Raw genomic sequence first — 22,540 nt, 5'->3', positions numbered from 1 at the left:
ATCTGATAACCTTCACCGAGGACTTCGCACAGACCGATTCGCATTAATCCTACCAAATGTCCACAGACTCCCTGTCCCAGGAATACGATCAGCAAATATCTGAATTGAACGTCTAATTTGAATATTATTTCTCCCTTGGCTGGCCAGCAATCCTGCCAACCCTGAGACAAATGGAGCCGACATCGAAGTGCCACTCTTGAAACCATAGCCACTACCAATTGTTGTAGAGAGTATGCTGACACCTGGGGCCGCTACATCCACCCAATTACCAAAGCTAGTAAAGGGAGCTCTACGATCCCTGGCATTGGTTGCTGCAACAGCAATCGCGTTGGCATAAAATGCAGGGTATTCAGGACGACTACTACGAGAATTGCCCGCAGCAGCAACAATAACCGAGCCCATATTCCATGCACCGTTTACTGCATTTTGGAGCGTACTACTTGTATTCGGTCCACCCAGACTAAGGTTTATCACTTTAGCTCCTCGTCGAGCAGCAAACAGAATTCCCCTAGCCACGTTAAAAAGAGTACCAACCCCTCGGCTATCCACTACCTTGACTGGTAAAATTCGTACGTTAAATCCTGTTCCAGCAATACCGATCCTATTATTTGTAGCAGCAGCAGCTATCCCAGCAACATGAGTACCATGACCATTATTATCGTTGGTATTGGAATTTCCAGAAACAAAATTAAATCCTCGTACCAACTTCGTTCGTAAATCCGGGTGATTCACCTGAACACCTGTATCCACTATAGCCACTAATACTGCTGCTCTCCCTCGCGTTACATTCCATGCCAAAGGTGCTTGGATTTGGCGTAGACCGTATTGACGAGAAAGTAGAGGATCATTGGGGATAAAATGAGTTTTCATCAGGTAATTGGGTTCTGCAAATTCGACAACCTCGTGTTGGGTTAATGCTTTCAATGACTCATAAATATGTCGGTTTAGGCGGACACGCGCCACTCCGACTACCTCTCCGGGTAAAGTCCTGGCTTCTACTTTCCCTAACAAAGAGTAAATATCTTTCTTTGAAGCAAGAGGATGGAATTTGACAAGCAATTCTCCTTGGACAAACCTCTGTGAAAGAGAATCGCTCTTTCTTCGACGTTGTTTCCTCTTAGACATACAGCATCTTCCTCTATTGAATTGCGTCATTTTCTTTCAATCTATGAATGGAAGGACGCAATCGGCAAGGCAGATTCCCACCCCATTTGGCAAATAAGGAACCTGTTTTTTAGAAGAAAATCCGCATGATATTGTTATATAAGAGCAGATTAACTAGAGAATTCAGCCCGCAGGAAAAGAGGAAGATCGATGCACGTCACCTTTTGGTCTCTGCTCCCTTTATTGATCGTCATCCCTGTTGCTCTTTTCACCCGACAAGTTTTTCCTGGTCTAGTTGTAGGTCTCTTGATCGGTTCCTATATGATGCGACCCAATTTTCTAGGTGGGATAGAAGTAGCGATTTCTAATCTATTACAGGAAATATCTCGGCCAAACAATATCCGCTTACTTGTGTTTCTATATGGATTTGGTGCTTTTGTAGGGTTAATTCGTGTCACTGGTGGAGTAGCTGGCTTTGCCGATTGGATGAACCAACGCATTCAATCTGTCCGAGGTGCCTTTACCCTCACCTGGCTTTCTTCCTTTGCTACTTTCATGGCTCCTGATTTTCGAATCATTACTGTAGGCCCTGTGATGCAACGGGTATTTGAACGATTAAAAGTTCCAAAATCTAAAGTCGCCTTTATCATCGATGCAACCTCTACCCCTCTGATTGCTTTAACTCCTATCGGTACCGCCTTTATAGGGTATATGGTAGGCCTGATCGCAAGTTCCGCCCATCATTTAAGGCTAGGGAAATCTGCTTATGAACTATTGTTGCAAAGCCTCCCCTTTAACTTTTTTGCAATTCTGATGTTACTTTACTCCCTATACCTTACTTTTTTCACAGGGAATAAAGATGAGTGCAAAGCGGATGATGAACAGGATTGTCCCCCAACCATCCAAACAGCTTTCCGCGCCTCACCCCAGGTGGCATATCTGGATCAGTTACGGCACGCAGAGAAGAAAAAAGATAAAAAAAAGACCCCCCATGATAAACTCTCAGGTGCCAGTAGCGAACATGAACCTGACAGCGATTTTCCAGATCCAATAGAAATCGTCTCCGAAACCGTACCTCCCCAGGCTATCCATCTTGTAGTACCTTTGTTCGCCCTCATAGGCCTCACCTTTCTTCTCACATGGTTGGACGGCTCTACCAAGGCTTCTACTCTCTGGGGAGCACTCGTTAAGGCTGATGCAAGTAAAGCCATGCTGGAAGCGATATTCATCACTCTCTTCTTAATGATGATTTGGTACGCGATCTTCCGTCAGCCCTTAACCCGCCTCTTATTTGGTTTTCTTCAAGGGGGGAACGAGATGATGGGAGTCAATCTTCTTCTTGCCCTGGTTTGGGCATTGACCGCCGTCTCCACTGATCTCGGCTTCATCCCATACACGAAGAGCTTGATCGGTACATCGTTGCCAGCACTCTGGTTAACTCCCCTATTCTTTATCATCGGATGTGTGATTGCCTACATTCTCGGCTCTAGTTTTGGATCATGGGCCATCTTAATGCCTCTCGCCTTCTCTCTTGCCGTCGGTACCCATGTCCCGTTGCCTTTAATCTCAGGTGCCGTCTTTGCTAGTGGTACATTCGGTGGCTTTGCTTCCCTACTTAGTGATAATACCGTAGCGATGGCAACCGTTATGAAATTACCCTTAATGAAATACTCCCATATGAAATTAAAAGCCTCTCTGCTCGTGGGAGTAGCAAGTACTCTCCTATATGTTGTAACCAGCTGGTTACTTGTCCGCTAACCCAGATAATCACAAAAAAAAACACCCACTAGTGGGTGTTTTTACAAGAGATCTATTAATTTTATCCTTTTATCATACCTTCGACTAGATAATGCTTCTGGCTGAGATTCTAAATCAGGGTTGTTCTCCCCATCCAAGTCTTCACGTAGACGCTCCGGCAACGGCTTAACTTCCTCGTGATCTAGCATAGGGATCACCTCCTACTCTATCCGTACCCTCTTTACCATAAACCAAAACAAAATGTTAGTAATTTTCCCCCTTATTGCCAATCAACCGTTGTTGTCTTTTTTCTCGTGCTTGATCGTAATTCCCTTCATAGCGCAGAAGGGAGCCCTCTTCCAGCCAAAAAACAGGGGCAAACAACCGATTTAAAAACCAGCGATCATGGGAAACAGCCAAAATCGTTCCTGTAAAATCTAGCAGTGCTTCTTCGAGAGCTTCCCGTGAATCAATGTCTAAGTGATTAGTGGGTTCATCCAGGATCAAAAAGTTAACTTCCTGGTACATCAATTGAGCCAATCGAAGCCGCATCCGCTCTCCACCACTTATTTGACCCACCGGGCGAAATACCGCGTATCCATAGAACAAAAACTTGGCCAACAAACGCCGTGCTTCCCCTTCTTCAACTGGAACTTCTTCTCGAAAAGCCTCAAGTACAGTTAAATCTTCGCCACCTTCCCAGCCAGCTTGGGATAAATATCCTACCTTTGCTCCACTGCCCAGTCGAACTTCTCCAATGTCTGGTTCCAATTGCGAAGTAGCCATCTTGAGTAAAGTGGTCTTTCCTGACCCATTTCCCCCTAAGATAGCGAGCCTCTCACGAAATCGCACCTGCAGATCGACATCTTCTAGAAGGATTCGATCACCGAACCATTTTGATACATCCTTTAGTATTAAGACATCCTGTCCACTTCGCTCCTCCATTTCAAAAGTAAGTCCGATTTTCTTTCGTTCAAGAACAGGTTTCTTTAGCCTTTCAATACGATTCAAGGCCTTTTCCATGCTGTTAGCACGACGGTGCATTCCATCATTTGGAGGATTGGCTCGATTTGCCCATTCACGCAGACGTTTGATCGCTTCCTTCATTTTTTTGATTTTCTTCTGTTGCTCCTGATACGCTTCAAACTCTATGAGAAGGCGTTTTTCCTTCTCCTTTACAAAGGCGGAATAACCTCCCTCATAGATGACGAGCTCCCCACCCTCTATATCAAAAATTCGATGCACGGCTCGATCCAAGAAAGTACGATCATGGGAGACAACAATAACGGTTGCTGTGGATCGGCTGAGATACTCCTCTAACCATTCCACTGCAGCTAGATCCAAATGGTTCGTTGGCTCATCGAGTAACAATAGATCCGGTTCTTGTAGCAAGATACGGGCCAAGCCTACTTTTGTTTTCTCACCCCCGCTCAGGATATGAAAAGAACTTTCCAGCATCTCTTCAGAAAACCCTAATCCATGGGCTACTTTCCGTACCTTCGCCTCTTGCTCATAGCCACCTGAACGCTCAAAGGCCTCTTGGGTATTTTGAAAACGAAGGAGTATCCGTTCCAACTTCTCCTCGCTTAAAGAGGGATCCCCCATTTGTTCAGACAAGCGGTTTAACTCCAGTTGTAGGGCCTGGGTTTGGTCAAAGGTATCCAGCAGTGCTTCCCTTACACTAACCTCCCTAGAGAAATGCGGGATTTGGGTAAGGTAACCGATCTTTGCTCCCTTGCGATGAAATACTTCTCCTCGGTCAGGGGTCTCTTCTCCGGCTAATATTCGTAGCAAAGTGGTTTTGCCACAGCCATTGGGGCCCACCCAACCTATTTTTTCTCCATCACGGATATCCATCGTTATATTTTCAAAAACCCAATGGGTTCCTATTAGTTTACCTACACGATTTGTTGCACAGAGTATCATAGGACGTTCTCTCCTTTTTGGGTACACAAAAAGCCACAGGTAAGGTCCCTGTGGCTTCGCAAATCCCGTACATTGCGGAGCGGTGAAGGAAGCTTACGCGTAATCCGGATATTCCCTAGCGCTAATTTTGGACACAGCTATCCCGTTATTAACTTTTCGATAGGTAATTTCAGAGATCACAACGGTAAACCAGTCCATTACGCTAATGATTCCGGCACGCATTCTTCCTTCACTCCTTTCGTCCATAATTAGTTTTATTATACTCGAACCTCCCCATGATCTGCAAATGATTCCAAATAGATAAGGCATTTTATTCCCATCAAAGGGAGGTTATAGCGACATGAGAAAGCGCTTTCATTTTCATCCGTTCAACGTCCAACAACCTTCTGTTTTTCATCTCCCTCTAGATTTCTAACCGTAGTGCTTCGCTTTGTCTCTTTTTCAGAGGGATAGGTTCCCATCGCTTTATCCAACAATGGATGGGTCACTCCGTACCAGTACTTTTCATTTTTAAAGTGGTGCCAAAGGTGCATTTTTTTCATGTATCTCCCCCAGGGAGTCCATGGTTTTAACGGGCGATGGGCAATATAATGTTTCCATTCATAGTAGAGTAGATATCCTACTACCCCTACACTAAAGGCTACAGTTAATATCCCATCCCTGGTAACACCATAAAAAATCGCCGATGTTAATGTAATCAATGGGATACTATACCATATAGGGAGAAAAAGAAGTTTTAGATCATCAGGATCTACATGATGATCATAATGCAATCGTTTTAATAATCGTAGAAAATTAGGATTGCTTGGAGGTTTAAGGTGAAATAAAAAACGATGGATGAGGTACTCACTCATGGCATAGCCTATCATTCCTGCGACAATCGCCACCCAGACAAATCCTCTACTCAAACTCGGGATGATCACTACTAACCCTACAAACATGATGGTGTTCATCACCACGATATCAGGGAAAGTAAAAAACTCTTTGTAGTATTGTCTCTTCATACTCTACACCTCCTTCACCCATCATAGCACATAATTCATTCTATTCTGTTTGTTGAAAAACATCCTTCCAGCATTTATTTCCCTTCTATCACTTGGCAAAAAAAGCCGCAAAAAGCTGCGGCTTTATGACATCTCCTATTAAGTACTTGGGCGATCAGGTCCTTCCAGCTTTTTATCACCAGCTCCATCTGCCTTCACCTGAATACCATTTTCAGCATCTTTGGCTTCTGCCTGCTTCCTCTGTTGTTCTCCACTGTCTTGCTGAACATCTCGATGTTGTTTCATTAAAAATCCCTCCTTTTCGCCCATAGCTTTTCCACGGAAACCTATACTATACGAAAAGCTACAGGAGGACGGGAATCTCTTGCTCCAGTTTAATCCCATCAAAATTAATCGAACATACATAAGCGCGTAAATCGATTCCCACTGAATCTGCTTTACGAAGTTGTTCTCCTAAAACAGGATCGATCCGATCATAGGGAGTAAAGTGGTTTACATAATCCATGAAAGCCACAAAGGCAATCATTCCACCCATACCCTCCTCAACAGCCTGGATCAATTCTCCAACATGCTTTTGCCCACGCTGGGTAGGGGCATCCGGAAACATAGCGACCCCATTCTCTTCATAAGTCACACACTTCACCTCAATCAAGGTAGGAGGCTCTCCCTCCATGTAAAAATCCATCCGACTTGCACCAAACTTCACTTCCCGCCGCACTTCACCTTGGATTCCACGCACTCTCCCACCTTGGATACCATCCTCAAAGACCCGATTCGCTAGGGCTGAGTACACACATACCCACGTTCCCTTCTTTTTTACAAGGGTGAGGCTATAGGGATGCTTCCGCTTTGGGTTATCTGAACGGACAAGAGCTACCTCGATACCTGGTGCCAACAACCCACTCATCCGACCGGTATTGGGTACATGAACAATCTCACGGATTCCCTGGATCTCTACAACGGCTTGGAAACGATTGGGTCGTTCCAAAAAAATCCCTTGTACTACCTCTCCTGGCAATGATACTGCCATCTACACACCTCCTATAAAAAAGCATCGAGGATAACTATTATTCTATTTAATAATTACCATATTTTTTCACTTACTTCATGATCATTTACTGTCCCCAATGGATCATTTAATCGATCTTGAACATTGAACATATGGACGGTACATCGCTGGAATTGTTCCTCATCCCGACCCTTATAACATTTAGCAAGCTGATACCAGCCTTGATACTCTTTCTCCGGGTACCCATACTGCCGGGCCAATCCGATACCACAGTGATAACAGGAGATCGCCTCATCTATTCGATTCTGTTTAAAAAAGCATACTCCCAGAGAAATAGAGGAGGCCGCTAAATTATACGGGCTATTGATCGCTTCTGATTTATCGATGGCTGTTTGTAAAACTTCTTCCGCTTCTGTCCATTTTTCCAATTGGATATAGAGGGATCCCATTTGGATACAAGCACGAATGTACCTACCGTTTCCTCTATACTCCTCAGGAACCGACATCGCAATTTGAAAACACATTTCTGCCTTGGCAAAGTCCATTTTTGCGGTGTAGGTACTTCCCAATACAATCCACAAATCAAAAACATACCTGGGTTTATCGTTTAAACTGGCTAATTTCCTCCCCATTTGTCCGTAATGGATCGCGGAATCTAGAGAACCGCTTTTGCGTAATAACTCCGCTCTTAAACAATAAAAGCCTAGTATGGTATCTATTTTCTCAATCTGATCCATCTCTTTCCACACTTCTTCTACCACTTTCATTCCATCCATGATGCGGTCGAGGCGCTCTAAATATAAGGCTTTATTTAGCGTAAGAAGATATTTCCCATATCGACGGCCTCCTTCAGAGTTAAATACTTGGAGCCCGTTCTCAGTATACTTAAGTGCTGTATGTAAATCATCCCGATAATAACTACAGACACTGAGTGCATTAAAGCTTAGGGCTTCGATATTCTCCGCCTGGGCTAAAGGGTTTTGCCCACTTAATCGAAGCGCGTTGGTTAATTCTCGTTCAGCCCGCCGATAGTTTTTTTCATTCATACAGCAGATGCCTTTCAGCCAGTATATTTCAGCAGCATAGGGGTGATCATCCGGCTTTTCCAATTGATCTAATTCAAGGAGTGCCTGATGGGTTTGCCCGATGCGTTCCATAGACTCGATCGCACAGAGTTTAAACCTTACTTCTTCCAGTTTTTTTTGTTCACTTACCATCAATTGAGGCAGCTTCTCCATCGAAACATTCAGTTTCTCTAATAAATAAGTTAATTTCTCTTGCTTAACATGGGGGACTCCTCGTTCCAAATTACTTATCGTTGCAGGGGAAATATTTTCATCTGCCACATCATCAATTCGAAGCCCGCGTTCCTTTCGTATCTTTCTAATCATTTCACCGATCTCATGTATCCCTACGGTCGACACAATATTCTCTCCCTTCCGAGCCCGCCAATGATACTATCATAGAACAAGTACCAGAAATGGCAAATGAAATTTCCATGAGAATCACATACTAAAAACCATATATTTAATAATCAATTGGAAAGAGAGAGTCATGTGCAATTATCCGATACTACTAAAAAAACCCGTCCACCGACGGGTTTTAGATTTGTGCTTCCTTTTCCTTCTTTTTGCTGTTCTGTTCATAACAATGATTGCAATAACCATCATATTTTTCTCCACACTCTTCACAGTTAAAATGAAGATCATGGCACTTATCATTATCATTTGTGCAGTTTACATAGCGAGTCGTTGGTTTGCCGCAGTGACAGCAATGGCTCACAATACTTTCATCCACTTGGTTAATGGGTACGGACATCCGCTCATCAAAAACAAAACACTTTCCTTTAAACCCTTCACCCTTTACCTCTGGATCCTTACCATAGGTAACAATCCCACCTTGCAATTGAGACACGTCAGTAAAACCTTCGTCTAGCATAAACGCGCTCAATTTTTCACAGCGAATTCCTCCTGTACAATAAGTGAGGATCTTCTTATCCTTTTTATCGCTTAAGTTTTCACGGATCCACTGCGGAAACTCACGGAAGGAATCCACATCGGGGCGGATCGCATTGGTAAAGTGTCCGAGATCGTATTCATAACCAGTACGTCCATCCAGGATCACCACGTCTTCCTCCTGCATCTCGCGATGGAATTCCTCAGGAGATAGACGATTTCCGGAAGAATGATTAGGGTCTAGTTCTTTATCCACGCGGAAGGTAACCAGTTCTTTTTTATGGCGTACATGCATCTTTTTAAATGCATCACCCTCATGGGGGTCCATCTTAAACACCATATCTTTAAAACGCGGATCTTGGTGCATAGCATCCATATATGCCTGGGTAGCCGGTATAGGCCCGGATACTGTTCCGTTGATGCCCTCCTCCGCAATAAGGATCCTCCCTTTCAAACCTAACTCATTACAAAAGCGAAGATGCTCAACAGTAAAAGCTTCAGGATCTTCAATAGGCACATAGTGATAATATAGTAACACCTGATATGGGTGCGTATTCGACATGCTACATTCACTCCTATACTTTGCAAATTGCTCTAAAGACACTATCTATCATTGTAAACTAATTTTGCCCAGAAATAAAAACAGACCAGACTTTACCACATACATATGTCACTTTTTCATTAGCCGATGGATAGTGACAAGTAATTCTTCGACTACATCATCGTCTCCCGCCCGAATTTTTTCCACAACACAATGCTTCAAATGCCCCTCAAGGAGAATTCGGGTCACACTATTTAAAGCTGATTGAGCGGCTGCAATCTGAGTCAATACATCATCACAATAAGTGTCTTGATCAATCAGACGACGCACTCCTCGTATCTGTCCCTCAATACGATTTAACCGAGCGGTCAAATTACTCTTAACCTCTTTAGAATGATGGCTTTGACGTAGCTTTTCTTCGTTCATATTACACACCTCTTCATTTGACGTATCGTGATGCTCCTTATCTGCATGACTCTTCTCCATAACCTTTCCTCCTTTCTTATCTAACCTTCTGTGGAGTACCTTTCATTTCATGCGTTGTAATCGGAGTGCATTGAGTACAACGGAGACGGAACTAAAGGCCATCGCCGCACCTGCTAACCAAGGTGCCAAAAACCCAGCAGCGGCAATCGGAATGCCGATCACGTTATATGCCAATGCCCAAAACAAGTTTTGCTGAATGTTTCCAACCGTTTTTTTACTTGTTCGAATCGCATCAGCAACACTTCGAAGGTCCCCTCTCATCAGGGTGATATCCGCTGCCTCCATCGCTATATCCGTACCGGTACCCATCGCCATCCCGATATCTGCGGTAACCAAAGCAGGAGCGTCATTGATCCCATCCCCAACCATCGCTATCCGATGGCCGGCGGATTGTAATTTTTTGACCTCTGTCGCTTTTTGCTCCGGCAATACCTCCGCGATCACCGCTGAAATACCCACCTCCCGAGCAATTGCCTGAGCAGTACGCTCATTATCCCCAGTAAGTAACGATACCTGGAGTCCCATCTGCTGTAATTGCTGAATAGCCTCCTTTGAAGATTCCTTTACGGTATCCGCTACAGCGATCACCCCTGCTACTTGACGATCCACCGCGACAAACATGGCTGTCTTTCCTTCATCCTCTAAGGAACGAATAGTCTCTTCTGCTTCACTACCGTCAATATCATAACGCTTCATCAACCTTCGCGTACCGATTAAGACTTCTTTAGTAAAAACATGGGCACGAACACCCTCCCCGGGAATCGCCGTAAACTCATCGGGTGTTTGCAGTTGGGCCCCTCTGCCCTTCACCCCAACTACAATCGCTCCAGCAATCGGGTGCTCCGATTCTTTTTCAGCAGAGCCGATCAAGGAGAAAAACTTCTTTTCATCCATCTCGAAGGGAAGAATATCCGTCAGCTCTGGCTTCCCTTTTGTCACCGTCCCTGTTTTATCAAGCACAACTTCATCAATTTGATGGGTCGTCTCTAAATGCTCTCCACTTTTAAACAGGATTCCTAGCTCCGCCGCACGACCGGATCCTGCCATGATGGAAGTAGGGGTTGCTAAGCCTAAGGCACAGGGACACGCGATTACCAAAACTGCAATGGTATGTTCCAAAGCAATCGCAAAATCTCCTGGACGCACTCCTAGAAACCAGATAAGAAATGTCACTAGAGCAATCCCGATCACCACCGGAACAAATATTCCGGAGATACGATCTGCGATCCGTTGGATTGGAGCTTTTGAACCTTGTGCCTCTTCAACCACCTGAATAATTTGCGCTAAAGCAGTCTCTTTCCCCACTTTATCGGCTCGTACCCGTAACACTCCATTCCCATTAACCGTCGCGCCAATCACTTTATCACCGTTTTGTTTTTCAATCGGCAAACTTTCCCCTGTTAACATCGATTCATCCACAGCAGAAGTGCCAGAAATCACTTCACCATCCACAGGAATCTTATCTCCGGGTTTTACAATGACCGTATCCCCTACCATGACTTCCGCTACAGGCACAGAAATCTCACTACCATTGCGTATCACAGTAGCCACCTTTGCCCGAAGTCCCATCAATTTCTTGATCGCTACCGTTGTTCGTCCCTTCGCCTTCGCTTCCAATAATTTCCCCAATAAAATCAGGGTAATCAGAATCGCACTTGTTTCAAAATAGAGTGGAATCCCATGTCCACTGTGTCCCCAAGAACGTAGCGTAAGGAAAAGACTATAGAAATAAGCTGCTGAGGTTCCTAAAGCCACCAGGACATCCATGTTGGCACTACGATTTTTCACTGCTTTATATGCCCCAACATAAAACTGCCATCCGATCACAAACTGAATCGGTGTGGCTACTAATAACTGAAATAGCGGATTGGTAAATCCATCAGGTACCCAGATAAAGGAGGTAAATGAAAAGTGGGAAACCATCGCCCATAAAAGCGGGGAAGAGAGCAGAGCGGAAGCAATCAATTTATATTTTTGAGTGTTGCGACTCGTTTCTTCGTCACTCTCTTTTTCTTTCATATCAGGTTTAGCAGTATACCCCAATTTTCCAATCTGGTTGATCAAACCCTCCTCTGTGACCAACCCAGATGAATAGACGACATGGGCTCTTTCTGTCGCCAAATTTACATGGACCGCACTCACACCCTTTAACCGGCTCAGCCCCTTTTCAATACGCTGGGCACAGGCGGCGCAGGTCATTCCACCGATCAGAAGATCTACCTCCTCGTGAACCGTTCCATAACCTAACTCGCTCACTTTCCCTTCAATTTGTGAAAGGCTTACCTGCTCTGGATCATAGTAAACGGACGCATTCTCTGTAGCAAGATTAACCTGCACCGACTGAACACCTGCCAGTTTGCCGACTCCTTTTTCAATCCGATTGGCACAGGTCGCACAGGTCATTCCACTAATTCGCAAGGATGCTTTCTCACTCATTAATTTCACCCCTTCAAATACCCCTACTGGGTATATTTTTAACAAAAGAAAAAACCACATCGGCTTTTTCTAATTTCTTCTTTTAGCTAACCACCGTCTGAAAGCCCCACTCTTTAAGGGTGGGATGAAAGTCGGCGTTGCTCTAACCCCTGCTTTTCTAGGATATGAGCAACGTGCTTAGAAGAGTGTACGTATGAGCGTGTCGAATCGTGATAGCGGCTTTGTTCCTATTATACATCATCGGGTAAAAAGTAACACATAACATACCAGAGGGAAACAAGATTCCCCTCTCCGTTTGCCCGCCTGAATGGTACCTATACCAACTATCTATGAGCGCGCTGTAGATGGTTGTATATTTCTTTCACAAGAATGCACTGCAGGATAATTGTAGCCCCTGCCGCATAGCCTGCCACTACATCGGTCGGATAATGGGCACCCAGATAGACTCGGCTCCAACCGATCAGAAGAATGAGAAGAAGCCAAGCCCCAGTTAGAATGACCTTTACCGGATAGGAAAGACGACTTTTCCAAGCTAAATACAACAGGAGGCTAAAAAATGAAATCGCCCCCATACTATGACCACTCGGAAAACTATACCCATCGGCATCGATTAAGGAGTTCTCTGGACGAGATCGTTCATAGGCATTCTTCAGCAACGTATTCATCCCAGAGGTTCCAAGCATCCCCATCGCAACCACTACCGCATACTGAACTTGGCGCCGGATAAGAAGGATAAGCACGACTATTACTGTACCTGTCAACAACCATTTTACTGACCCTAACTCCGTAACTCCTTTCATGATCGCAGTAAGTGTAGGGGATTCCATGTTTAATGACCAGGAAATACCGAGTTGATCCAACCCCCAGGTTTCGCGCTCTTGTACATCCTCTGCGACCTCAAAAAAGCTATCGATCAACGTACCGGTCAATATTAGGGCAACAGCTAGATAGATAAATAGCAGCCAAGCTCCTTTGATTCGATTGAACGTCGTCATCGTCCATCCCTCCCTTCCTGAATCATCTTTCCAAACGCATCATTTTTTCATGATTACCCTGTAACCGCCATCGATAAGCTAAGAATTCTTCAAATCCACTTAATCTCCACAGACTCCGGGGGATTGGTCATTTGTTGCCCATCGGTTTAGTTTCTTATAGGATTCCCGTAACTGATCGAATCCACTAACTGATCCGCTTATTTCCTTCCTAATTCCGACAAAGATGCCTCAGCTTCTTGACCTCTCGCTTGCCAGTGGCGTACCGCCCTCCTGTAAATGATTCATACACCCGATACGGTGAATTCGCCAACCAGTTTGAGGATGGAAAATGAGGTGTGTAACTGAAGTATTACCAATTTGAGTCCTTGGCCCATGAATCCCTTGGCTAATGGCTGCTAGCACAGAGTTAATCCCTCCTCCATGGCTAACTACAGCGATTCGTTCACCAGGATGATTCCTCACCAATTTTTCCAGTCGATGAAGGATGCGACCTTTGAGATCCTCTGTACTTTCAAGCCCAAATTCCCCGCCATCATGCCATACCCGCTCCCATGCACCAGGGTGTTGCGCTTTAATATCTGCAACTAAACTTCCCTCCCACTCTCCCATATCCCGTTCTCTTAAATCCTTATAGGCCTGGACAGACAAGGGGGCCTCGGCCCGCTTTGCAATGGTCTGTGCCGTTTCTACTGCTCGTTGAAGATCACTGGTATAAATTCCGTGAAGTCCTTCACCAACAAAACGTTCCGCTAAGCATCGCGCTTGTTCTATCCCTATTGAGGAAAGGGGTATATCCACATGCCCCTGTACCCGTTTCTCTTTATTCCAATCCGTCTCACCATGTCGAATAAGGTATACCTGGGTCTCCATCTCCATAGATCCTCCTAATTTGATTTCTTAGCACGATAAACTAGCTACAGGATCTTCATCGTGTTTCTATCTATTAAATTTCTACCTTTATACTTGGATATACAAATATGTAAAAATAAAGCTCTACCCCTATCTAAAAATGATCCGTTCAATTCCTTGAATTCCCCCAGCTAGCTGGTTTGAAAATCCAATGACCTTTTTCCGTCTTATCAGCGAGAAAGACAGCTGTATTGGGTGTAAGTGGTTTTGTAATCGGTACAAAATCCCCTTTTCCCCGATCATGCTTCACTGTCCGAACCACTTTATCATCCTTAACGAAGACAAATAAGCACTGACGATCATTGATTCCACCAACAACGTCATCCTTTGCTCCTTCCCACTGAAAGCCAAGGCTGTTGTTTACGACTTCCTTTGTCATTTTGGAACTAAATATGTATAGCTTGTCCCATTCAAAATTACTAGCTACATAACTCATGCGTAATAATCCATTTCCTGTTGCACCACCATCACTATCTTGTACCTTTTTTACGGCTGCGTTCAGATCTTCTTCTAAACCAGGTTGAGGAGTACATGCTGTTAAGAACATGAAACACGTCAGTACTACGATCCATGCACCTTTCCACACTTTCATTAGAACCCCTCCTTTTCCTCATTATACAGAAGATTAGATAACAAAAATGTGAAGGAAGTGTCAATGAATTCTTCATTTTACCCATAAAAAAATGCCCGAGGGAATCCCCCAGACGTGAAATGGTTTTTAGAGCCTAGTTAAGATCTCATGACTCTCATCTGTTACCGCTATCGTATGTTCATATTGAACACAGAGAGATCCATCTACTGTCCGCGCTGTCCAGCCATCTGCATCCACCTTCGCCCGCCAACTACCCGTCGTGATCATCGGCTCTACCGCCAATACCATTCCTGACTCTATCCCTGGGCCAGTGTGGGCGATACCAAAGTGAGGGATCGGTGGTTCTTCCCACAATTCCTGCCCCACAGCGTGTCCGGTAAACTCGCGTACTACTCCATACCCTTCACCTTCAGCATAGGACTGGATCGCCCAGCCAATATCCCCAATCCGATTCCCTGGGCGAACCTGTTCCAACCCGCGATGGAAACTCTCCAGTCCCACCTCCATCAATCGCTTCACCTCAGGTGTCACCTTTCCCACCGCATAGGTCCAACCCGAGTCACCATGGTATCCTTGATAGCGAGCACCCACATCCAAGGTAACGACATCGCCTTCTTGTAATGGCGTATCTGTCGGAAAACCATGACAAATCACGTCATTGATAGCTACACAGATGGATCCTGGAAAACCATGATGTCCTTTAAAACTCGGTTCTGCGCCTCGTTTGAGTATCCATTTTTCCACCAGTCGATCTAATATCTTGGTCGAGATCCCTGGACGTAGATTTTCCGCCAATAAAGCATGGCATTCAGCTACGATCTTACCTGCTTCTCTCATTAGAGCTAGCTCTTGTTTTGATCGTATGGTCGTCATGTTCTCTCCCCTTCGTCTAGTGATCTCTGTTAATAACTTGCTCCCTCCGAAGTATAAGTGAAAGAAATCGTCAGGGAGGAATTCATGAAAAACACATCCCTGCTCAATATCTTTGATTCTAAACTCTCTTACTTATGTTAGACTGCTTGCTTCCTCATTTTCAAGACATGATAAAAAGCAGGCAGGTCTCCATGTTTAAAGACCATCAGTCCCGGAGTGATATTGACCTCATAAATCCAAATATCCCCTTTTGAATCAATCCCCAGGTCCACACCAAATTCTCTCCATTTTGGATAGGCTCGACTAATGGTACGAACTGCTCCTGTACAAATGTTCTCCATCTTCTCCAGCATGTTATGACGCTCCACTGGTTTATATCCCAATCCTCGTTCCAAAATCTCTCCAACAGAAACTGGATTGCCTCCGCTGTGTCGATTGGTAACAATCCTACTCTTTGTAGCTACCTTGCCTACTGCCCCAGCCATCTTCCATCTCCCACCGATCCGTACTAAGTGAACACGAATGTCAAAGAAATTTCCATCCTTAGTTAAACTCGGGATCCCTTGTTGCACGATATACCGTCGTTTGATTTGTACTCGGCGAATCTGTGCCAACACTGAAGAAGTGCTTCTATGGAGACTGGTAACACCTTCCCAGGTACGTACTCGGAATTGCTTGTCTCCTAAGCGATCCACCCGAATAATTCCTCTCCCTTTTGCACAATCATTTGGCTTCACATACACATTAGGAAAATGATGGAGCATATTGGTTAAGTTGTTTAGGTCTAACCACTGGGTCGCAGGAACATGGGGTGCTGTTAATCTGTTTCTCTTTAATAGCTTGACATTCCCGATTTTACTTATCACACTAGCCATCTTAAACTCCCCCGTCTCATTCTTGTATGAAGTAACCGATCCAACTACAACGGATCATTTTTAATCATCCATTGAAGCACTACAGGTGCTTATTTTTTGAGACGAAACGGCGGTACTCTATCAAAAGGGGCGTCCGAGTACCTTCCCCTCTCTCATCTATAATATCTATATCACCAGATCCAACAAATTGACGCGGTGGATGTCTCATCTATAATAAAAAGGCATGTAAAAAAAGGACCCTCCCTCCAGAGTATGAACAGAGATTAACCACTTAGGGGGGTGGCCGATATATATTTCCAGCGTGCACAACCTTGTGTTAACGTTCCGTTGACTTTTTGTGGATATCCGCTATAATATAAGTTTGTATGGAATCAACGTGTTCCTTTCATGGGGAACCCGAGGATAGCTCAGCAACGAACGGTGATGGAATCACCCTCACTGGTCTGCCTTGCAGAAGGTTTTACCTTTTGTAAGTGCCCCACTTTTCGTCGCTATCCGGAAAGTGAAGGCAAGACAAGCAGGTCAGCCATACCCGGTTGTTTGCTTTAAGCACACAAATCGAAAGGAGCCAATTCACATGGCACGTTACACAGGACCTCGTTGGAAATTGAGCCGCCGTCTGGGGATTTCTCTCTCCGGCACAGGCAAAGAACTGAAACGCCCTTACCCACCAGGGCAGCATGGCGCTAACCAACGCCGTAAGCTCTCGGAGTATGGTGTTCAGTTGCAAGAAAAACAAAAGCTGCGCTTTATGTACGGTTTGAACGAAAAACAATTCCGTACTCTCTTTGATAAAGCTGGCAAAATGAAAGGGATTCACGGTGAGAACTTCATGAAGTTGCTCGAATCCCGTCTGGACAACCTCGTTTACCGTCTTGGTTTAGCTCGTACGCGCTCCCAAGCACGTCAGTTAGTTGTCCATAGACACATTACCGTTAACGGTAAAAAGGTAGACCGCCCTTCCTTTAAAGTAAGCATTGGCGACGTAATCAGCCTGCGGGAAAAAAGCCGCAATCTGGATGTTGTCAAAGAAGCTTTGGCAGAGCGCACTTTCCTGCCTGAGTACCTCTCCTTTGATGAGAACAAACTAGAAGGTACTTTCTCTCGCATACCAGAACGGGATGAGCTACCTGCTGAAATCAACGAGCGTCAAATCGTTGAATTCTATAGCCGCTGATATCGGCTTGAAGAGAAACCACCCAATCCTGTTGAGGATTGGGTGGTTCTTTTTTGTGGCACGTGTTTCGCAAATTCAAAGTCATCTGGCATTAAACGCCCCTACTTCTCATGCCGCGTTAACTCCCCATTGTAACTTTAGCAAATTTCCGCTTGCCGACTTGCACAATCATCCCCTCGGTGAGCGCAATGCGAGCATCCACATCGGTAACTTTCTCTTCTCCAATCTTTACAGCTCCCTGTTTTACCATCCGCCGAGCATCTCCATTGGAAGCAACTAATCCTAGTTTGGCTAGCAACGGCACAATCCATATTTCCCCATCTTCAAGATCCGCGCTGGAGATAGGGACAGCAGGGATATCTTGTGGCAAGGAACGTTCTTGGAAGACACGTTTAAAACCAGCTTCGGCTTCTTCTGCCGCCGCTTCTCCGTGATACATCGCTGTCAGTTGGTGAGCGAGTGCCATCTTAGCATCTCGGGGGTGAAGAGTCCCTTCTGCTAATCCCTTCTTCACCTCTCCCAACTTTTCTAAAGAAATATCGGTCACTAATTCATAGTACTTCACCATCAAATCATCAGGGATGGACATGGATTTGCCGTAAATTTCAGATGCTTGTTCTTGAATACCGATATAGTTACCAAGACTCTTGGACATCTTCTTTACACCATCGAGCCCTTCAATTAGAGGCATCGTCATAATCACTTGCTCCTCCTGATCATAATGGGGTTGGAGTTGACGTCCCATCAAAAGGTTAAAGGTCTGATCCGTCCCACCCAGTTCCACGTCACTTTCTAGAGCGACCGAATCATACCCTTGCATGAGTGGATAGAAAAATTCATGAACACTAATCGCCTGCCCGCTGTGGTACCTTTTGGAAAAGTCATCCCGTTCCAACATTCGGGCCACTGTAGTCTTCGCCGCCAAATCGACAATCGCTGAAAAATCCAAGGAGGAGAGCCAGCGACTGTTAAGATGAATCTCCGTCTTTTCTCGATCAAGAATGAGGAACAACTGGTCCGCATAACTCTGTGCGTTCTCCTTTACTTCATCCTCGGTCAATTGCTTACGTGTCTCTGACTTTCCAGTAGGATCCCCAATACGGCCAGTAAAGTCACCGATAACCAACTGAACAAGATGACCTAAATCTTGAAATTGACGCAACTTATTAAGCACTACCGTATGACCAATGTGAATATCTGGAGCTGAGGGATCTAAACCTAGTTTCACCTTAAGAGGCTTCCCTGTTTTTACTGAACGGATCAGTTTTTTCTCCAGGTCTGCCGCCGGCAAAATTTCTGCTACGCCTCGTTGAAGCACCGCCAACTGTCGATCAACCTCTTGCCTTTCTGCTACGCTCAATTTTTTTTCCATATCCTTCACCTTCCTACTATCATTCGCTTTCTGTTAAAAGAAGCGTTAATTCCATAAACTAACCCCGTCCCCAAATAAGGGACGGGGTTAGTTATTACCCGCGGTACCACCCTTGTTGAAAGCATTCGCCTTCCACTTATCACATAACGGGAAAGGGTTCCCGCCACCTATCTAGTGGATAGATGGAGCTCCCAGGTTGTAATTCATCTATGGGGGCCACCGGTTCACACCAACCACCGGCTCTCTGGAGAAACCCTCCATCGACTACTTGATTCCTGATCGTCGCTATTAATAATTATATTCGCTCTTGTAACCCTACTGATCTCATATTACCCGAGAAAGTGAGGCTGATCAAGCCATGGCTCATCGACCACAAGAGAAAAATAAACTCCCCCGCCGTATTTGGCGAATTTTTGCCCGATCAGTTTTGGTCCTCTCTCTTCTCTTCGTTCTATTCTCTTTTATTGGAGCGGGAAGTGTCCTTGGCTACCTTGCCTCCGTTGCCAAAAAGGAACCGATTCGTACACGTCAAGAAACTGCCTATCAATTAGATAATCTCTCTCAGACAAGCCATGCCTTTTTCCAAGATGGTTCCAAAATCGGCCCTCTGCGCTCTGATGCTGATCGCCGCTCGATTCAACTCAAGCAGGTAAGCCCTACTTTCATCCAAGCACTGCTAGCAACGGAAGACCGGGAATTTTATCATCATGATGGAATCTCTTTCCGTGGAATCCTGCGTGCGGCTCGGGATAACCTTATCCAACGAAAAGTAGCCAGCGGAGGAAGCACAATTACCCAACAGCTTGTCAAAAACATGGTGTTACAAAATCGCGAAAAGGCCATCCATCGAAAGCTAAGGGAAATCATCATCGCCCTACGTATGGAACGAATGTTTTCCAAGAATGAGATCTTAACTTTTTATTTAAATAGCCTTTATTTTGGTCAAGGAGAACTCCATCGCAACCTCTTAGGTATACAAGCCGCCTCCAGAGAGCTGTTTGGAGTCAATGCCAATCAACTCACTCTACCCCAAGCCGCCTACCTGGCTGGTATGATTCAACGCCCCTCCTCTTACAACCCTTATCATTCCAAAACCCGTGCTGCCGGTAAGGGGCGAATGAAAAAAGTGCTTCACTCCATGTTAGACACTGGCGTAATCTCAGCTCATGCCTATGAAAAAGCTATCGCCTCTGATATCACATCTTCCCTCAATCACCCTCCTGTAGAGAGCACCTTTCGCCACCACCCTTTTCTGATGACTGCCGTGGAAGAAGAAGCGGCTAAGCTCCTCATGAAGGCCGATGGATTTAACCCCAAAACCCTTTCTACTCAAGGTCTCTACCGTTCCACCTTAGAGCAATATCGAAAGCGTGTATTAACTGGAGGCTTGCGAATCGAAACCACGATTGATAAGCGACTGGATAGGGCAATCAATCAAGCGGCAACCAACCCCCGTCTCTATGCGCCACCGATCAGCTATTCTACTGTGGTCCATGGTCAAAAAAGCGTCGTAAAAGATGCTCGTGAAGAAGTCGGATCAGTGGTACTAAATACACAAGACAATAGTATACTCGCCTTCGTTGGTGGACGAGATTTTACAAACGGCCAAACCAACCATGCCCTATCGGCTCGCAGACAGCCAGGCTCTACAATTAAACCACTGCTGGATTATGCCCCTGCTTTGGAAGCTCGATTGATTACACCTGGTACTCCATTGATGGATGAGCCTCTCACCACCGTTAATGGCGATGGAAGTGAAAAGACATACAAAAACTACAACGGTAAATATCGAGGACCTGTTACCGCTCGTCAAGCCCTCACATGGTCCCTCAATATCCCTGCTCTTCAGCTCTTTCGCCAAATAGGAAAAGAACTCGCTTTTAGCCCGCTCCAACAGATGGACTTCCCCATTCACCCCCAGGATGGAGAAGCTTCTGCGATTGGTGGATTTACCCGTGGATTTACAGTTGCTGAAATGACAGGAGGCTATGCCGCACTTGCCCACGGTGGCACATGGGAGCCTCCTCACCTCATTCAACGCATCTCTGATCTCACTGGAAAAACCCTTTATCAATATACCTCCTCTCCTCGTCGCATCTATTCTCCCGAAGCCTCTTTTCAAACCATTGATATGATGCGTGATGTGATGCGAGTAGGAACAGGGCGCTGGGTTGGATACCGCTCCAGGGGATATGATCTCGCTGGTAAAACGGGCACGACTCAGAATGGGCATGACCTCTGGTTTATCGGGACAACCCCCCGGATTGCTCTAGGTGTTTGGGTCGGATACGATATGAATCATCGATTGACAGATGATCGCCGTGCAAAACGCGTCTGGTCTCACCTCTTTCAGGCAATGGCGACAGCTCGCCCTGATTTCATCACAAAAAGCACCTCCTTTACCGCTCCAGATACCTTGGAACAAGTAGAAACCTGTACCGTATCTGGGTTACAGGCAACGGAGGCTTGCCGCATGGCCCATGAGACCAAAAAGGATTGGGTACAAAAAGGCGAAGCTCCTACAGTAGAATGTCCCCTTCATACTCATGCTAGCGTCGTCCACGTCGGGAACCAAGATTATCTCGCTGATGCTCGTACTCCATCGGACCTTGTCAAGGATTGTTGGGGAGTACGCTTCTCCAAAGACTCCTCAGCTTCCCACTGGTATAAAGGTACACAAATTCCTATTGAGTCTGATCCACGCATAGGGGGAGAGATCCCATTTTCCCCACAGGTTCAGCTAACCCACCTTCCCTCTGGTAACACTCACCTCCAGTGGACTGACGCTGGCGGAAGTATTGCTGGGTGGCGGATTTATGAAAACGGAAAGCGAATCGCCAGCATCCCCACTGGTCAGCCTCTCTCTTGGACTGGACCACCTGGAGAATATACGATGACTGCTGTTGACCTCACAGGGCTCGAATCAAAACCCGCTATCCCTACTGAATAAAATTTCCTAGCGGATTCCCATCAAAATCTCATAAACTCATCCAAGGGAACCGGTGTCATTTTGCCAGTTTCCCAATCCGTTCGTAGCATCGCATAAGCAACCGAGTCACACAAACCCCTTGGATGTGACCAGGAACGTCGATGATATCCCTCCATTACATATCCACAACGGAGTAGCGTACGACGCATCCCTTCGTTATCTACTCTTGTATAGGCTTCAATGCGCTCAATATGGCCATGACTACAGAATAGGTGCTCGGTCAACCAGTTAACCCCTTTCTTTCCAAGTCCCCTCCCTCTCGCATTGGAAGCAATACGAATATCAAATAATGCGGTGGAATCCGTTAAGTCAAAAAGGCGTAGAAATCCAACCGGGACTCCCCTTTCCATCATCAGGTAAGATTCTTTGCCTACTCCACTGTATAACTCCTTCTCCCAGGATGCTCGCACATCTTGCTCACTTAAAAAGGGCTTTTCATGATACGGCCACTCACTCCCGCTGAGGAAAGAGACTAATTCAACCACTTGATCCACTTCAAGCAGATGATAAATCACACCCACGACTCCTCCCCCCCTTTTAAAAACAAATGACGGGCCATC

General features: G+C 45.5%; 21 protein-coding genes and 1 other annotated feature. Of the genes, 3 read left to right on the top strand and 18 right to left on the bottom strand.

The annotated features are described in order from the left end of the window. Positions 1 to 12 precede the first annotated feature (12 nt). The gene (locus BLV90_RS14710) at positions 13 to 1,125 is read right to left on the bottom strand and encodes a S8 family peptidase (RefSeq protein ID WP_177168105.1); all 1,113 of its coding nucleotides are present in this window, start codon (positions 1,123 to 1,125) and stop codon (positions 13 to 15) included. Positions 1,126 to 1,314: 189 nt separating this feature from the next. On the opposite strand from BLV90_RS14710, the gene BLV90_RS14705 reads away from it, so the two are divergent. Continuing rightward, on the top strand, positions 1,315 to 2,862 hold the full coding sequence (locus BLV90_RS14705) for a Na+/H+ antiporter NhaC family protein (RefSeq protein WP_091742721.1): 1,548 nt from the start codon (positions 1,315 to 1,317) through the stop codon (positions 2,860 to 2,862). 41 nt (positions 2,863 to 2,903) lie between these two features. Here BLV90_RS14705 and BLV90_RS16360 read toward each other — a convergent pair whose 3' ends face one another. The 15 genes from BLV90_RS16360 to BLV90_RS14645 all read right to left on the bottom strand — a co-directional run bounded on the left by BLV90_RS16360 (position 2,904) and on the right by BLV90_RS14645 (position 16,442). Then, positions 2,904 to 3,050 carry a hypothetical protein gene (locus BLV90_RS16360; RefSeq protein WP_177168104.1) on the bottom strand — a complete coding sequence of 49 codons (147 nt, stop codon included), beginning with the start codon at positions 3,048 to 3,050 and terminating at the stop codon, positions 2,904 to 2,906. 55 nt (positions 3,051 to 3,105) lie between these two features. Continuing rightward, the gene (gene abc-f, locus BLV90_RS14700; RefSeq protein WP_245726378.1) at positions 3,106 to 4,767 is read right to left on the bottom strand and encodes a ribosomal protection-like ABC-F family protein; all 1,662 of its coding nucleotides are present in this window, start codon (positions 4,765 to 4,767) and stop codon (positions 3,106 to 3,108) included. 93 nt (positions 4,768 to 4,860) lie between these two features. After that, the gene (locus tag BLV90_RS16735; protein WP_281242050.1) at positions 4,861 to 4,989 is read right to left on the bottom strand and encodes a hypothetical protein; all 129 of its coding nucleotides are present in this window, start codon (positions 4,987 to 4,989) and stop codon (positions 4,861 to 4,863) included. Between the two features lie 146 nt (positions 4,990 to 5,135). After that, a complete protein-coding gene (locus tag BLV90_RS14695; protein WP_091742720.1) occupies positions 5,136 to 5,771 on the bottom strand; it encodes a sterol desaturase family protein in 636 nt (211 codons plus the stop codon). A gap of 138 nt (positions 5,772 to 5,909) precedes the next feature. Next, positions 5,910 to 6,056: a hypothetical protein gene (locus BLV90_RS16355; protein WP_177168103.1), complete on the bottom strand. Its 147-nt coding sequence runs from the start codon at positions 6,054 to 6,056 to the stop codon at positions 5,910 to 5,912. 58 nt (positions 6,057 to 6,114) lie between these two features. Further along, a complete protein-coding gene (gene sfsA / locus BLV90_RS14690; protein WP_091742719.1) occupies positions 6,115 to 6,801 on the bottom strand; it encodes a DNA/RNA nuclease SfsA in 687 nt (228 codons plus the stop codon). Positions 6,802 to 6,854: 53 nt separating this feature from the next. Next, positions 6,855 to 8,204 (bottom strand): helix-turn-helix domain-containing protein, encoded by a 1,350-nt coding sequence (locus BLV90_RS14685; protein ID WP_091742717.1) that lies wholly within the window; start codon positions 8,202 to 8,204, stop codon positions 6,855 to 6,857. A 178-nt stretch (positions 8,205 to 8,382) separates the two neighbouring features. After that, a complete protein-coding gene (trhO, locus tag BLV90_RS14680; protein ID WP_091742715.1) occupies positions 8,383 to 9,297 on the bottom strand; it encodes an oxygen-dependent tRNA uridine(34) hydroxylase TrhO in 915 nt (304 codons plus the stop codon). A gap of 108 nt (positions 9,298 to 9,405) precedes the next feature. Further along, positions 9,406 to 9,702, bottom strand: coding sequence for a metal-sensitive transcriptional regulator (locus tag BLV90_RS14675; protein ID WP_177168106.1), 297 nt, complete (start codon positions 9,700 to 9,702; stop codon positions 9,406 to 9,408). A gap of 102 nt (positions 9,703 to 9,804) precedes the next feature. Continuing rightward, positions 9,805 to 12,198, bottom strand: coding sequence for a heavy metal translocating P-type ATPase (locus BLV90_RS14670; RefSeq protein ID WP_091742711.1), 2,394 nt, complete (start codon positions 12,196 to 12,198; stop codon positions 9,805 to 9,807). A 323-nt stretch (positions 12,199 to 12,521) separates the two neighbouring features. Next, the gene (locus tag BLV90_RS14665) at positions 12,522 to 13,193 is read right to left on the bottom strand and encodes a phosphatase PAP2 family protein (RefSeq protein WP_091742709.1); all 672 of its coding nucleotides are present in this window, start codon (positions 13,191 to 13,193) and stop codon (positions 12,522 to 12,524) included. A 228-nt stretch (positions 13,194 to 13,421) separates the two neighbouring features. Beyond that, complete coding sequence (locus BLV90_RS14660; protein WP_177168102.1) at positions 13,422 to 14,063, bottom strand: histidine phosphatase family protein; 642 nt, start codon at positions 14,061 to 14,063, stop codon at positions 13,422 to 13,424. 148 nt (positions 14,064 to 14,211) lie between these two features. Further along, positions 14,212 to 14,694, bottom strand: coding sequence for a hypothetical protein (locus BLV90_RS14655; RefSeq protein ID WP_091742705.1), 483 nt, complete (start codon positions 14,692 to 14,694; stop codon positions 14,212 to 14,214). Positions 14,695 to 14,820: 126 nt separating this feature from the next. Further along, complete coding sequence (gene map, locus BLV90_RS14650) at positions 14,821 to 15,567, bottom strand: type I methionyl aminopeptidase (protein WP_091742703.1); 747 nt, start codon at positions 15,565 to 15,567, stop codon at positions 14,821 to 14,823. Between the two features lie 137 nt (positions 15,568 to 15,704). Next, positions 15,705 to 16,442, bottom strand: a complete 738-nt coding sequence (locus tag BLV90_RS14645) for a YheC/YheD family protein (protein ID WP_091742701.1) — start codon at positions 16,440 to 16,442, stop codon at positions 15,705 to 15,707. Positions 16,443 to 17,019: 577 nt separating this feature from the next. Here BLV90_RS14645 and rpsD point away from each other — a divergent pair. Further along, positions 17,020 to 17,619 (top strand): 30S ribosomal protein S4, encoded by a 600-nt coding sequence (gene rpsD, locus BLV90_RS14640; RefSeq protein ID WP_091742699.1) that lies wholly within the window; start codon positions 17,020 to 17,022, stop codon positions 17,617 to 17,619. A gap of 118 nt (positions 17,620 to 17,737) precedes the next feature. Here rpsD and tyrS read toward each other — a convergent pair whose 3' ends face one another. Next, complete coding sequence (gene tyrS / locus BLV90_RS14635; protein WP_091742697.1) at positions 17,738 to 18,991, bottom strand: tyrosine--tRNA ligase; 1,254 nt, start codon at positions 18,989 to 18,991, stop codon at positions 17,738 to 17,740. 74 nt (positions 18,992 to 19,065) lie between these two features. Beyond that, positions 19,066 to 19,283: a binding site (T-box leader), on the bottom strand. A gap of 66 nt (positions 19,284 to 19,349) precedes the next feature. Between tyrS and BLV90_RS14630 the strand changes: the two genes are divergently transcribed. Then, positions 19,350 to 21,941, top strand: a complete 2,592-nt coding sequence (locus tag BLV90_RS14630; protein ID WP_091742695.1) for a transglycosylase domain-containing protein — start codon at positions 19,350 to 19,352, stop codon at positions 21,939 to 21,941. Between the two features lie 20 nt (positions 21,942 to 21,961). Here the strand turns inward: BLV90_RS14630 and BLV90_RS14625 are convergent, their stop codons facing one another. Continuing rightward, a complete protein-coding gene (locus BLV90_RS14625; protein WP_177168101.1) occupies positions 21,962 to 22,501 on the bottom strand; it encodes a GNAT family N-acetyltransferase in 540 nt (179 codons plus the stop codon). Positions 22,502 to 22,540: the final 39 nt, after the last annotated feature.

Source organism: Marininema mesophilum, from assembly GCF_900106775.1.
GTDB lineage: Bacteria > Bacillota > Bacilli > Thermoactinomycetales > DSM-45169 > Marininema > Marininema mesophilum.
Note: the sequence above shows the minus strand (reverse complement) of the source record. Positions and strands in the feature narration are given on the sequence as shown.

Coding starts and splice junctions, on each gene's coding strand:
- BLV90_RS14710 (WP_177168105.1), bottom strand. CDS start 1,125: ATGTCTAAGAGGAAACAACGTCGAAGAAAGAGCGATTCTCTTTCACAG.
- BLV90_RS14705 (WP_091742721.1), top strand. CDS start 1,315: ATGCACGTCACCTTTTGGTCTCTGCTCCCTTTATTGATCGTCATCCCT.
- BLV90_RS16360 (WP_177168104.1), bottom strand. CDS start 3,050: ATGCTAGATCACGAGGAAGTTAAGCCGTTGCCGGAGCGTCTACGTGAA.
- abc-f (WP_245726378.1), bottom strand. CDS start 4,767: ATGATACTCTGTGCAACAAATCGTGTAGGTAAACTAATAGGAACCCAT.
- BLV90_RS16735 (WP_281242050.1), bottom strand. CDS start 4,989: ATGCGTGCCGGAATCATTAGCGTAATGGACTGGTTTACCGTTGTGATC.
- BLV90_RS14695 (WP_091742720.1), bottom strand. CDS start 5,771: ATGAAGAGACAATACTACAAAGAGTTTTTTACTTTCCCTGATATCGTG.
- BLV90_RS16355 (WP_177168103.1), bottom strand. CDS start 6,056: ATGAAACAACATCGAGATGTTCAGCAAGACAGTGGAGAACAACAGAGG.
- sfsA (WP_091742719.1), bottom strand. CDS start 6,801: ATGGCAGTATCATTGCCAGGAGAGGTAGTACAAGGGATTTTTTTGGAA.
- trhO (WP_091742715.1), bottom strand. CDS start 9,297: ATGTCGAATACGCACCCATATCAGGTGTTACTATATTATCACTATGTG.
- BLV90_RS14675 (WP_177168106.1), bottom strand. CDS start 9,702: ATGAACGAAGAAAAGCTACGTCAAAGCCATCATTCTAAAGAGGTTAAG.
- BLV90_RS14670 (WP_091742711.1), bottom strand. CDS start 12,198: ATGAGTGAGAAAGCATCCTTGCGAATTAGTGGAATGACCTGTGCGACC.
- BLV90_RS14665 (WP_091742709.1), bottom strand. CDS start 13,193: ATGACGACGTTCAATCGAATCAAAGGAGCTTGGCTGCTATTTATCTAT.
- BLV90_RS14660 (WP_177168102.1), bottom strand. CDS start 14,063: ATGGAGACCCAGGTATACCTTATTCGACATGGTGAGACGGATTGGAAT.
- BLV90_RS14655 (WP_091742705.1), bottom strand. CDS start 14,694: ATGAAAGTGTGGAAAGGTGCATGGATCGTAGTACTGACGTGTTTCATG.
- map (WP_091742703.1), bottom strand. CDS start 15,567: ATGACGACCATACGATCAAAACAAGAGCTAGCTCTAATGAGAGAAGCA.
- BLV90_RS14645 (WP_091742701.1), bottom strand. CDS start 16,442: ATGGCTAGTGTGATAAGTAAAATCGGGAATGTCAAGCTATTAAAGAGA.
- rpsD (WP_091742699.1), top strand. CDS start 17,020: ATGGCACGTTACACAGGACCTCGTTGGAAATTGAGCCGCCGTCTGGGG.
- tyrS (WP_091742697.1), bottom strand. CDS start 18,991: ATGGAAAAAAAATTGAGCGTAGCAGAAAGGCAAGAGGTTGATCGACAG.
- BLV90_RS14630 (WP_091742695.1), top strand. CDS start 19,350: ATGGCTCATCGACCACAAGAGAAAAATAAACTCCCCCGCCGTATTTGG.